Annotated in this window: 13 protein-coding genes; 8 read left to right on the forward strand and 5 right to left on the reverse strand. The window is 38.0% G+C overall.

All coding sequences use genetic code 11. The features are described 5' to 3' along the window. Positions 1-127 precede the first annotated feature (127 nt). The 3 genes from trpA to ACLFMM_RS06380 form a co-directional block, all read right to left on the reverse strand. Positions 128-907 carry a tryptophan synthase subunit alpha gene (trpA, locus tag ACLFMM_RS06370; RefSeq protein WP_410807883.1) on the reverse strand — a complete coding sequence of 260 codons (780 nt, stop codon included), beginning with the start codon at positions 905-907 and terminating at the stop codon, positions 128-130. Then, positions 904-2,097, reverse strand: a complete 1,194-nt coding sequence (gene trpB, locus ACLFMM_RS06375) for a tryptophan synthase subunit beta (RefSeq protein WP_410807884.1) — start codon at positions 2,095-2,097, stop codon at positions 904-906. The genes trpA and trpB overlap by 4 nt, the downstream gene beginning before the upstream one ends. A gap of 394 nt (positions 2,098-2,491) precedes the next feature. After that, positions 2,492-3,286 (reverse strand): indole-3-glycerol-phosphate synthase, encoded by a 795-nt coding sequence (locus ACLFMM_RS06380; protein WP_410807885.1) that lies wholly within the window; start codon positions 3,284-3,286, stop codon positions 2,492-2,494. A gap of 203 nt (positions 3,287-3,489) precedes the next feature. On the opposite strand from ACLFMM_RS06380, the gene ACLFMM_RS06385 reads away from it, so the two are divergent. The 7 genes from ACLFMM_RS06385 to ACLFMM_RS06415 all read left to right on the forward strand — a co-directional run bounded on the left by ACLFMM_RS06385 (position 3,490) and on the right by ACLFMM_RS06415 (position 10,173). Next, positions 3,490-5,070, forward strand: coding sequence for an ABC transporter substrate-binding protein (locus ACLFMM_RS06385; RefSeq protein ID WP_410807886.1), 1,581 nt, complete (start codon positions 3,490-3,492; stop codon positions 5,068-5,070). A 63-nt stretch (positions 5,071-5,133) separates the two neighbouring features. Further along, positions 5,134-5,883, forward strand: a complete 750-nt coding sequence (locus ACLFMM_RS06390; RefSeq protein ID WP_410807887.1) for a class I SAM-dependent methyltransferase — start codon at positions 5,134-5,136, stop codon at positions 5,881-5,883. Between the two features lie 40 nt (positions 5,884-5,923). Next, positions 5,924-6,868, forward strand: coding sequence for a nickel ABC transporter permease (gene nikB, locus ACLFMM_RS06395; protein WP_410807888.1), 945 nt, complete (start codon positions 5,924-5,926; stop codon positions 6,866-6,868). After that, a complete protein-coding gene (nikC, locus tag ACLFMM_RS06400; protein WP_410807889.1) occupies positions 6,825-7,679 on the forward strand; it encodes a nickel transporter permease in 855 nt (284 codons plus the stop codon). Before nikB ends, nikC begins: the two co-directional genes overlap by 44 nt. Then, positions 7,666-8,595 carry an ABC transporter ATP-binding protein gene (locus ACLFMM_RS06405; RefSeq protein WP_410807890.1) on the forward strand — a complete coding sequence of 310 codons (930 nt, stop codon included), beginning with the start codon at positions 7,666-7,668 and terminating at the stop codon, positions 8,593-8,595. The genes nikC and ACLFMM_RS06405 overlap by 14 nt, the downstream gene beginning before the upstream one ends. Beyond that, positions 8,588-9,385: an ATP-binding cassette domain-containing protein gene (locus ACLFMM_RS06410; protein ID WP_410807891.1), complete on the forward strand. Its 798-nt coding sequence runs from the start codon at positions 8,588-8,590 to the stop codon at positions 9,383-9,385. The genes ACLFMM_RS06405 and ACLFMM_RS06410 overlap by 8 nt, the downstream gene beginning before the upstream one ends. A gap of 65 nt (positions 9,386-9,450) precedes the next feature. Further along, entirely contained in the window at positions 9,451-10,173 is a 723-nt protein-coding gene (locus tag ACLFMM_RS06415; protein WP_410807892.1) for a hypothetical protein, read from the forward strand. A 92-nt stretch (positions 10,174-10,265) separates the two neighbouring features. On the opposite strand, the gene ACLFMM_RS06420 is transcribed toward ACLFMM_RS06415, so the two are convergent. Both ACLFMM_RS06420 and ACLFMM_RS06425 read right to left on the reverse strand, forming a co-directional pair. After that, complete coding sequence (locus ACLFMM_RS06420; protein WP_410807893.1) at positions 10,266-10,628, reverse strand: hypothetical protein; 363 nt, start codon at positions 10,626-10,628, stop codon at positions 10,266-10,268. A gap of 43 nt (positions 10,629-10,671) precedes the next feature. Beyond that, complete coding sequence (locus ACLFMM_RS06425) at positions 10,672-11,115, reverse strand: hypothetical protein (protein ID WP_410807894.1); 444 nt, start codon at positions 11,113-11,115, stop codon at positions 10,672-10,674. Positions 11,116-11,623: 508 nt separating this feature from the next. On the opposite strand from ACLFMM_RS06425, the gene ACLFMM_RS06430 reads away from it, so the two are divergent. Further along, positions 11,624-12,355: an archaellin/type IV pilin N-terminal domain-containing protein gene (locus ACLFMM_RS06430; protein WP_410807895.1), complete on the forward strand. Its 732-nt coding sequence runs from the start codon at positions 11,624-11,626 to the stop codon at positions 12,353-12,355. Positions 12,356-12,475 lie beyond the last annotated feature (120 nt).

Raw genomic sequence — 12,475 nt, forward strand, 5'->3', positions numbered from 1 at the left:
TGATAGCGTTTATCAACTGAAACATGGCTGAAACTTAACTGAAACCGCTGAAACCAGACTAACTAGGTTTTTTTTCTACTGAAACTAACGGAAGTCATTAGAAATACAATGCTTTTTATTTTGTAATTTATAAATAACAGCTGTTTTTCAAATCTTTTGTAAATTTCTCAATCCTGTTTTCAACATCATCATTGGATGCAATTATATTTACAAATGCTGACCCAACGATAACACCATCTGCACCTGATGAAACAACTTTTTTGACCTGCTCAGGATTGGAAATCCCAAATCCGACTGCTTTTGGAATGGATGAATTAACCCTTTTTAAAAGCTGTCCTGTACTATCAGCAACGTCATCGCGTGTGCCAGTGACTCCCAGTCTGGATACAAGATACAGAAAACCTGATGCTTTTTTAGTAATCTTTCGTATCCTTTCATCACTTGTAACCGGTGTAATAATCAGAATAACATCCACGTTATATTTTTGACATGCTTTTGCAAGTTCTTCAGACTCTTCAACCGGCAGATCTGGAACTATAACACCGCTTATTCCTGATTGAGCACAATCATGAACGAATTTTTCAATTCCACGTTTGTAGATGAGATTGTAATAGGTCATACATACAAGTGGTATATCAAATTCATCAGAAATAGATGAAACCAGTTCAAAATACAAATCAGGGTACATACCGGCTTCAATAGCTCTTCCCGAGGCCGCCTGAATAGTAGGTCCATCTGCCATGGGGTCAGAGAAAGGGAGTCCCAGTTCAATGATATCTGCACCACCTCTTACAAGCGACCTGACAATATTTTTTGTTGTATCTGGTGAAGGGTCGCCTGCACAGACATAGGATATAAGAGCAGCTTCATTGCTCTTTAATTTATCAAATTTTTCTGATATCTTCATACTTCCTCCTCTATTCTGCTTTTAATCACTGTATCCAGGTCTTTATCGCCCCTGCCGGATAAATTGATCACTACAATATCTCCCAGTTCCCCGGTTTTTGCTTTTTTCATTACATGGGCAATGGCATGAGAGGATTCCAGTGCTGGAATAATTCCTTCCAGGTGACACAATTCATGGAACGCTTCAAGTGCTTCATTATCACTGGCAGTAGATGTGTTAAGTCTTCCGGAATCTTTCATATAGGACAGTTCAGGTCCCACACCAGAATAATCCAGTCCTGCAGATATAGAATGGGATTCAAGTATCTGTCCATATTTGTCTTGCAATATTCGTGTCCTAGCGCCATGAAGGATTCCTTCTTCACCGACATTTAGTGATGCAGAATGAAGAGCCGCTTTACGTGTGGTTTTCATACCTTCTCCACCGGCTTCAACAGAAATAAGTTTAACATCCGTATCATCAACAAACGGATAGAAAATCCCAATGGCATTACTGCCACCACCTGTACAGGCAACAATTGAATCAGGATATCTTCCTTCCTTTTCCATAATCTGCTTTTTAACCTCATTACCGATTACACTCTGGAAATCCCTGACAATCATGGGATATGGGTGGGGACCAACTACCGAACCAATCAAATAGTGGGTAGTATCTACATTGGTTACCCAATCTCTGAGTGCTTCATTAATAGCGTCTTTTAGAGTTTTTGAACCGGAACTAACAGGATGTACCTTTGCACCCAGAAAATCCATTCTGTAGACATTCATTTTCTGCCGTTCTACATCTTTTTCACCCATGTATACTACTGTATCAAGTCCCAGTGCAGCACCTGCCATTGCGGTTGCTGTGCCGTGCTGACCTGCACCGGTTTCTGCCACTATACGATTTTTACCCATATATTTAGCAAGTAGTGCCTGTCCAAGTGTATTGTTTATCTTGTGGGCACCACCATGAAGCAGGTCTTCACGTTTGAGATATATTTTGATACCGTATTTTTTGCTCAAATTTTTGGCAAAGTAAAGTGGAGTTTCACGTCCTGCGAAATCCTCTAAATAGTAATGCAGTTCCTTTATAAAGTCTGGATCACTTTTATAATGCTCATATTCACTTTCAAGTTCTGAAATAGCAGGCATCAGCATTTCAGAAACGTACTGTCCACCGTATTTGCCGTACATCGCTTTTTTGGTCATTTTAACTCCTGTGTACTTGTAAGTTGTTTTGCTGTTGATATAATAGAAGGCTATTACAACCAATTTTTATAACAATGGAAGGTAGAAAACCCTTATGTCTTCAGCATTGCATCAAATCGTAGATTTAATGCGAGTTTCATTTCTTTGAAATGAAACAAAGGGATGAATACCGTCTAATCTATTAATTAGGTTTAAATATTATAAAGACCAATGTCTGTATGATTGTAATTGATAACCAAGATTACAATTTTACACCTTCGGTACGAGGGGTAGAGCCTGTGGACTTGTTCCCATAAGGGAAAAGTATGAAACAGGAAGCACTTTAAATCATAGATTTAAAGTTATCCTTAAATTTTTAATTTAAGGAGCCAGTTGGTCTTTACCAAGTGGTAGTTCACTTCAGTGCTTCTACCAGTTCTTTTGTTTTGCTGTATATGTCATCGCTTTTTATGATAGAAGTTCCAATTAATAACGCATCTGCACCGTACTGAATCAATCGTTTAACATCATCTGTGGTATGTATTCCGCTTTCACTTACTATTATATGGTTCGTTCCGTTTTCTGAATCATATTGTTTTATAAGTGGGGCAAGTTCACTGGTGATTTGTAAGTTAATTTCAAGCGTATCAAGGTTTCGATTGTTGACTCCTATTATATTTGTCCGGGTACGTAAAGCGTTTTCAAGTTCATTTTTATTATGGACTTCTACAAGTGGTTCTAATCCCTTTGATTGTGCAAGGGATACAAATTCATCCAATCGGTCACCAAGGATTGAAGCAATTAAAAGTATAAGGTCAGAATGAGCCTCATCCATCTGGATACCATCTATTATGAAATCCTTGCGAAGAACAGGGAGCTCAATCTCATTTCTGACAAATTTTAGATTATCAATTGATCCATGAAAATATTCAGGTTCAGTTAACACAGAAATAGCAACAGCACCTGCCTTTTCCATTTCTTTTGCAATCGATACCGCTTTCTGTGGGGGTATATCTTTATAAAAAGTACTCGGAGATGCAGGCTTTATTTCTGCAATAACAGGAACTATGGAATCCTTTTTAGCTTTATAAATAGCATATCCAATATCCCTTTTGTGGGTATTGTGAATATCAGAATATGTGGATGTATTTTCGATATCCTTTACCCGTTTTTCTGTAGAATCAATGATTTTTCCAATTACTTGATGCACTTTAACCCTCTGTACATTAGTGTCCTTTAATGTATATAAGTATGCATAGATATATAATTTTTGGATTATGGTTTGCACAAAAAGTAACTAATTTGACTACTTTTTTAATATTTTTACATAAAAGGCTCTATATAGTAATAATATTTATATAACTGTATTGCCGATAAAGTGTTACGATTATTATGATTAGTAACAATAAATATATGAAAACAGTAATTATCATGCTCATTTTCATAATTAGCTTATCTGTACTTGTTACAGGCTGTATCGAATCAGAACCAAAAACCAGTGATAACGGGACTAATGCCCAATCCGATAAACAAACATTGGACGCAGCCATGATATTTGGTCCTTCTGAATCATTGGACCCCGCTTACAAGTGGGTTGGATGGTATACACGGAAGGCAGGAATCTATGAAACACTATTCAGTTATGATGAAAACATGAACCTGCAACCTGAACTTGCGAAAAGTTATGAACAGGTCAATAACACAACATGGAAAATCAATCTGGAAGAAAATATTGAGTTTCATGACGGGTCCCAATTAAACGCAGATGCGGTTATTTATTCACTGGAAAGAGTTATAGACCCCTCAAATAACAGGTCTTCTCAATATGATTTCATAAAATCTGTATCAAAAATCGATGATTATACAGTAAAAATAGAAACCAAAAAACCATACGCACCTACAATTGCAAGCTTGACTGACCCGGTAGTTTCTATCGTCAGTCCCAATGCATCAGATATTGACAATAATCCAGTAGGAACAGGACCGTTCAAGTTTGATAGTTTTGATAAAGGAATCAAACTATCAGTGGTTAATAACAAAAACTATTGGAACGGTGATGTTGAACTGGATGAAGTCAATCTGTATTACGTATCAGACCCGGTAACAAGGTCTATGCAGTTACAGGGTAAGGATGTGGACATAGCAAGAGGTATACCTCCTGAAGAGGAGGGTGTGATCAGAAATAAATCCGATTTTGAAATCAAAAGTAGAGAAGCGCTTAGAACCGCTTTCATGTATGTAAATACTAAAAAACCACCATTAGACGATGTTAACGTCAGAAGAGCCCTGAATTATGCAATCGACCGTGAACAGGCGGTGAACACAGCACTTGAAGGTGTCGGAGGAACGCCTGCAAAGAGCCTGTATCCATCTGTACTCCAATGGTCTGTTAACGATGAAATCGACGGATACAATCATAACCCTGAAAAAGCCAAGCAACTCCTGTCAGATGCAGGTATTTCAGATACTGATGGTGACGGATGGCTGGATTATCAGGGAGAAACGTTAGAATTGACAATCAAAACCTATCAAAGCCGTCCTGAATTGAAACCCACTACAGAAGTAATTGCTACCCAGTTCAAGGATATTGGTATCAAAACAAATGTCAGGGTACTGGAATCAGGAGCACTAAGTTCTGATATGAACAACGGTAACTATGACCTTGCTCTTTATGCATGGGGAGTAGCTCCCACTGGAGACCCCGATTATTTCCTGTCTAAACATTTTGAATCAACTGGTACAAATGCAGAATGGACTGGATACAATAATAGCGATGTAGACCGATGGATCGAGCTTGGAAGAGAGACTATGAACAACACCAAAAGGAAACATTACTATGATGAAGTTCAGAAACAGGTAATCAAAGATTCACCTGAAATCTTTGTATTCAATTACAAAGAGATTGTAGGTGAAAGGAAAAACGTGGAAGGATACCGGATTTATCCAAACGAGATTACGTTTCTGACCGAAAATGTACGTATCAACGGCGAATAAATGAGTAAGAGGAATGTATAATCACCTTTCCTCTTTTTTTAGTAAGGATGGGAGATATTCAGGATGGATACCAAGACAATTGTAACAAATTACTGGGATAAAAGAAGTGATTCGTATAAAAACGGGGTAAATGGGTTTGGAAAGGAAGAAAGAGATATCTGGGAAAATATCCTTCAAAGTTACATAGGCGATCGGGAAGGTTTAAAAGTTCTAGACATCGGGACTGGTGTCGGGTTCCTTGCACTGCTTTTTGCAGAGATGGGACATGAAGTAACAGCAGTTGATATATCTGAAGATATGCTTGAAAAAGCAGAAAATAATGCTGATAAATTGGGTTTGGATATCAAATTCCATTATGCAGATGCAGAAGAACTGCCGTTTGAAGACGGTTATTTCGATGTGGTCGTAAACAAATACCTGCTCTGGACTCTCCCTGACCCTGACAAAACTATAAATGAGTGGAAAAGAGTATTAAAACCCGATGGTAGATTGATGGCTATCGATGGAAACTGGTTCGACCCTAAAGTACATAAAAGAATCAAGCGCAGTATATCAAAGTTTAAAACGATGATTGCTAACAGGAAAAATTTCACCTTAGAATTTGAAAATTATTATGAACCTATCCGGGAATCACTCCCATTATATGAAAACGTTACTTTTGACAAATTATATGATATATTTGAAAATTCAGGGTTTAAAGAGATCGAAACTGATTCACTTAAACAGGTAAAAAATTATCAGAAAAAACATTCACAGTTTCCAGATAAGTTCCTGAAAGTTTATTCGTATTTCCTCATAACCGGTAAAAAATAATGTTTCATCAGATAAAACAGGCAGTTTGGTGTAAAATTATATGCTAAATTATGTAATCCGACGATTGTTGTTCCTAATTCCTGTATTATTGGTTATTTCAGTAATCAGCTTCTCTATAATCTATATCATACCAGGCGACACTGCAGAAATCCTTCTAACAAGTCCAAGCGGTGGTTCAGACCAGAAAGCAGTGGAAGAATTCAGGAAAGAAATGGGTCTGGATGAACCGTTATATATACAGTACTTCAACTGGCTGGGCAATGTATTGCACGGTAACCTGGGATATTCATACATGACCGACCGTCCTGTGTTTGAAACTATTTTTGATAAATTCACATCGACACTCAGGCTTTCTGTAGTAAGTTTGATAATCTCGCTACTTATTGCCGTTCCTGGAGGGATACTGGCAGCGTTGAAACATGATACATGGGTCGATGACCTCAGCAGATTTACATCTCTTATAGGTATATCGATGCCGAATTTCTGGCTTGGGTTTCTACTTATTATTGTATTTTCTATAACTTTTGACTGGTTACCTGTTGGCGGATACGGAGATGGTGGATTGCAATATATGCTCCTGCCGGCGATAGCACTGGGTACAAGTTCTGCAGCTGTGATCATGCGGTTGATGCGGTCCAGTATGATAGAGATCATGGAGCAGGATTATGTAAGGGCTGCAAGAGCCAGAGGATTGTCGGAATTATCAGTAGTTGGAAAACATGCCCTGAAAAATGCACTTATACCGGTCGTTACGATGATAGGACTGAATTTTGGTTACCTTCTTAACGGTTCAGTTGTTGTGGAAACAGTTTTTAACTGGCCGGGGATAGGAACTCTAGTTGTAGATTCTATAGAAAACAGGGATTACCCCATGGTACAGGGCTCTCTTCTATTCATAGCTTTATTATTCGTGACTGTCAACTTTATGGTGGACCTCTCCTATGCCTACCTCAACCCAAAGATTCGATATGAAAAAGATAATTAATAACCGGAGCATGTTTATAGGTATCATTATACTTTCATCTCTGTTATTTATAGCTATATTTTCAGGGTTCTTTGCGCCTCATGAACCGGATAATACAAATCTGGATAAACGATTGGAACCTGCATCCAGAGAATACCCTCTCGGTACAGATCATATGGGCAGATGCATATTGAGCAGGATTTTGTTCGGAACCAGGGTTACTCTGTTCATAGGTCTTAGTGTGGTTTTATCATCTTTGACAATCGGTCTTGTGGTAGGTACATTATCTGGGTATTATGGTGGAATCCCTGATGAGATTATAATGAGGATTGTTGACGGATTCCTTGCGTTCCCCAGTATGTTCCTTGCACTTGCTATAGCCGGTATCTTTGATGGAGGTATATCGAGTTTGATATTTGCTCTTGTGCTGGTAGAGTGGACAAGTTATGCAAGGGTTGCCAGGAGTTCGGTACTCTCTATTAAAAAGATGGAGTTTATCGAAGCTGCGAAAGGACTCGGTGGGAATGATACCTATGTAATCGTAAAACATGTGATACCAAATATATTATCGCCTCTGATAGTGATAGCAACACTGGGTATGGGATACGTCATACTCGCATCAGCAGGTTTGAGTTTTCTGGGATTGGGTGTTCAATCTTACCCTGACTGGGGTTTGATGATTAATGAAGGACGAGAGTTCATCCAGAGAGCTCCATACATCATGCTGTTTCCGGGTATTGCCATTATGATTACTGTTATGGGTTTCAATTTCCTGGGCGATGGTATAAGAGATAAACTGGATCCAAGGGGCAGAGATTATGAATATCCTTGAAATCAAGAATTTGAAAGTACATTTTCCTTCAGAAGACGGGTTGGTAAGACCGGTTGATGAACTAAACCTTGATATAAAAACCGGAGAAACCCTTGGCTTAATCGGTGAATCAGGATCCGGGAAAACTGTATTCAGCCTGGCGATACCAAGACTGCTCTACGATAATGCGAAAATTGAAGGTGAAATACTTTTTAAAGACAGGGATCTTTTATCTGTTCCTGAATCTGAAATGAAACATATCCGCGGGGGCGAGATAGGAATCGTTTTTCAGAATTCTGATGCACTAAACCCGGCTTTTACAGTTGGAAATCAATTATGTGAATCTATCAAGGAGCATACAAACTTTGATAAGAAATCTATAGTTAATAAAGCACTCAATCTTTTAGAACGGGTAAATCTAAACCCTCCCTCAAAATGGTTCAAACGATATTCACATGAATTTAGTGGAGGGATGAAGCAAAGAGCTCTGATTGCGATGGGGCTTTCATCCGACCCGTCACTTATTATTGCGGATGAACCTACCAGAGGACTCGATGTTACTATAAAACGAAGGATAACCGACCTTTTGGAAGATGTAGCAAAAGACAGGTCGATGTTTGTGATAACCCACGACCTTACAGTAGCATGGAAACTTGCCGATAGAGTGGTTGTGATGTATGCGGGTGAGATAGTTGAGATTGCAAATAGCAGTCACTTTTTCAGAAATCCCTATCATCCCTACTCAGAAGGTTTATTGAATTCTCATCCGTCACAGACAATGGAACCAATACCAGGTACTAGTCCGTCACTGATACATCTGCCACAAGGGTGCAGGTTCTATCCCAGATGTGAATATGCAATGGATGTATGTAAAAATAGCCATCCACCTATGATGACAATAGGAACTCGACATGTGCGGTGTTTCATGTATGATTGAAGTGAAGAATCTCTCGAAAAAATATTCCTATGGGATTTTAAAGAAGAATTATGTTGTTGCAGTAGATGATATTTCCTTCCATATTAATACAGGTGAAACCTTGGGTATCGTGGGAGAAAGCGGTTCTGGAAAAACTACTGTAGGCAGATGCCTTTTGCGCTTTAATGAACCTGATTCTGGAAACGTTGTTTTTAACGGGATAGATGTTTTGAAACTGAATAAGAGAGAATTAACAAAAATCAGACCCATGATGCAGATGATATTTCAGGATACGGATTCCTCACTAAACCCCAGGATGAAAATTAAAGACTGTCTTGCTGAACCTTTTAAACTGCAGGGTTATAGTAAACAAGAAATAAAAAACAGCGTTTCAGAATTTGTTGACCTTGTCGGTTTGAGTCCTGAACATTTGAACCGCTATCCTCATGAGTTAAGTGGAGGTCAGAACCAAAGAGTTGCTCTTGCCAGAGCACTGGCGCTTAAACCCGAATTTCTGGTAGCTGATGAAATCACAGCATCTCTTGATGTATCTGTTCAGGCTCAGATACTCGAACTTGTTCAACGTCTGAAAAAATTATATTCACTAACTATATTGTTCATCTCCCATGACCTTGCTGTTGTGCAGAGGGTATGCGATAGAGTGGCTGTGATGAAATCAGGGGAAATCGTCGAGATGGGTGATGTGGATGAAATATTGGATAACCCAAAGCATCCGTATACGAAATTGTTAGTTTCTGAAGACCTGGACATATGCTTTGAAAAAAATAAATGTAATCAAGTGGTCAGATAATAACCGGTATTTCGATATTATATCAAAGATACTCTACATAGATTAAAATAAACGGGGTTTTGAACTTGAACATCGAAAACGAAATCGAATCAATGGCTCAGGAATTGGGTTTGGTATCTATAGGTACAGCACCCATTTCAAAATATTCGGGTTTTCCCAGTGGACATCATCCGTGTGATTACCTGCCTGAAACGATAACAGTTATAACTTTTGCCTATCCTCTAAATACTACTTCTATCCTGAATCTTCCAAAAACTCGAAATCAGTACACTGAAGAATATGATACTGTAAACCAACTCCTATTTCAGGCAGCTCATCAAATCGCAAGATTACTCGAGAAAAAAGGATTTTCGAGTTTGCCTATAAAGCCTACAGCAGGGGTAGGGGATTTGACGCGTTTAAAATCGGATTTTTCTCATAAACATTCAGCAGTCCAATGCGGTCTGGGGCAGTTCGGGCTAAACAATCTTTTAATAACTCCCGAACACGGACCTGCTGTAAGACTGAGCAGTGTTTTAACTACTGCTGATATTTCAATGGACAATTCGATCGGCAGTAATCTATGTGATAGTTGTGAAAGATGCCTGAAGGTTTGTCCAAGCGGTGCTCTAAACCTTTATAAGGATAAATTTACTCCACAAACAGGGAGACCAATGGATAAAGAAAAATGTTCGTATTACATGCAGGAAACGCTAGGCGGACAGAGTTGTGGTATGTGTCTAAAAGTTTGTTTGAGGATGTCGTATAAAGACGATAATACACCAAGGCACTTGAAACCAGAAGTGTGAAACTATAAAGCTGCCATCAAATCATAAATCTAAATGACTTTATGCACTTTTGTATGAATAGTTCCCAATTTAGGTTTTTGTGTAAAGCCAGTTCATGGCATCCTGTCAAGAATGTCCCTGTATTGCTTGGTATTCTTATAAAATTCGGTTGTTTCATCCAGAAAATTTGAAGCGATTCTTCCTTTATCTGTAATCGTATAACCGCCCCATTTGACTTTGTTAACAAGACCTTCAAGCTGGAATACGGTTTTCATTTTGCTGCCGATAGCACCTCTATCAGCAAACTGGTCGGTATAACTTCTTATTTCTGAAAAATTTGTGACATCACTACCGTTTTTTTTGAGCACTTTTAAAATAATTCGGTACTGGAGGTCTCCTGGTCCCTGATGAATTCCAAGTGACTGATAAAAATCAGCAACATCCTTTTCAAACTCAACATCGATTTCCTCTGACATATGCGGCCCCCATAGTTTACAACCCAATCATTAATAGGGGTATTTAAGAATATTCTTTTGTTTTGAGTTTTTTCTGATATATATCAGGGGAGAAATACGCAAGGAATGTTAGAACAATCCCAACTACTACGAATATCCTTGCGGATAATTGCATAGTACCTGTCAGAGATAATACATCAAGGACCATGAAATCAAATACCAGAGATATACCTACCAGTGGCAGAGTTTTTCTGTAATGTGTTTCTCTTGGTAACTTTTGCAGGAACAACAGCATCAACAAACCCAATATCATGGATGTTGGTATAACAAATAACGTTATTATATATGCATAGATTGCAATGTCACTACTGATATTGATAAATGATTCATAACCTGCTGTAGCAAAACCTCCTATATTGCTTGAATGGAAATAATTCAGGTACAGTATACTAAATACGGCAAAAATGGATGATACAAAAGTACTGATTTTTTGGTTTCCGATTATCACATAGGTTATAAAAAATACCAGAGGCACGGAAACAAATGCTAAGGATATAAATCCCAAATTAAACATTGCACTATGTAAATAGTGATTTTGCCAATATCCAGCAACCATATTTACAGCAGTACTCAGATAAATTATACCAATAAGGGACCACATGACTACAAGTGACAATGAGGCAGGATCGTTATGTTTCTTTAGTCTACTTTTTGTCAGAACCCACGCTAGTGTAAATGATGAAACCGTTATTGCACAACATACGATTATATTTAAAATAAATTCTGAATTCATTTTAATCAATACTGTCTAATTAATTAATATAATTTATATTTTTTTAATTTGAATAAAAAACTATGCTTCTGGTTAACCAGTATTTCCGGTTTAACCATTATTTTATGTTTGACATTTCAAACCAAATATTTTTATATTAAAAGTCACATTAAATAAAATTGTAAATCCAAATTGAATTGGATGTTTATCAATTTACGGAAAAATCTACGGAGGAACGTATTGTATGGAAAAACTGAAAAACTTATTCATGAAAAATGATGAAGGTCAGGTAGGTATCGGTACCCTGATTATCTTCATCGCAATGGTGCTTGTAGCAGCCGTTGCAGCAGCAGTACTGATTCAGACATCTGGTAACCTGCAGCAGAGAGCACAGTCCACAGGTCAAGAAGCAACTGATGAGGTATCATCTAACCTTGATATCGAAGAAATTGAAGGTATTAGAGCTAATAGTACTTCTGATCCAGATAGTAATTATTCTGATCGCATTGAATACCTCAAACTCCGAGCAGGATTAAATGCAGGGTCAACGTCAATGGATTTGAGTCAATTGGTTATAACCATAAGTGATGCAAATCATAGGAATGTGTTGAGATATAATTCTAGCGAGGAGGCAAATGGTACAGATATTCTTGAGGATTCAACTAGCCAATTCTCAATGGATTCCGTAAGGGATGAAGATGATAGTTTTTCGAAAGCAAATCCTGTAATGAACAGAGGTGACCTTGTAACGATAAATGTTTCAACGCTTTCAGACGGTACTAATAACTCCTCTTATTATGATAGTATCAATGGTATGGATATACCTGATGATAATTCAACTAGTTCTAAATTAGACCTTGAGACAAGGACTACGGTATCTTTGTCCTTAACACCAGAAGCTGGGTCATCTAATGATATATCTTTCATGACACCTCCTTCTTATGGTGTTGACAAGAGAATTAGTCTGTACCCCTGAAATGAAATAAAAATTTGAAACCAAGGTGGGTTTTTACCCACATTTAATCTTTTACCAGTGATATCATGAAAAAACGAATCATTGCAATCCTTATACTATTCTTGTTCACCTGCATGATGT

The sequence above is a fragment of the Methanohalobium sp. genome, assembly GCF_046546175.1.
Lineage (GTDB): Archaea > Halobacteriota > Methanosarcinia > Methanosarcinales > Methanosarcinaceae > Methanohalobium.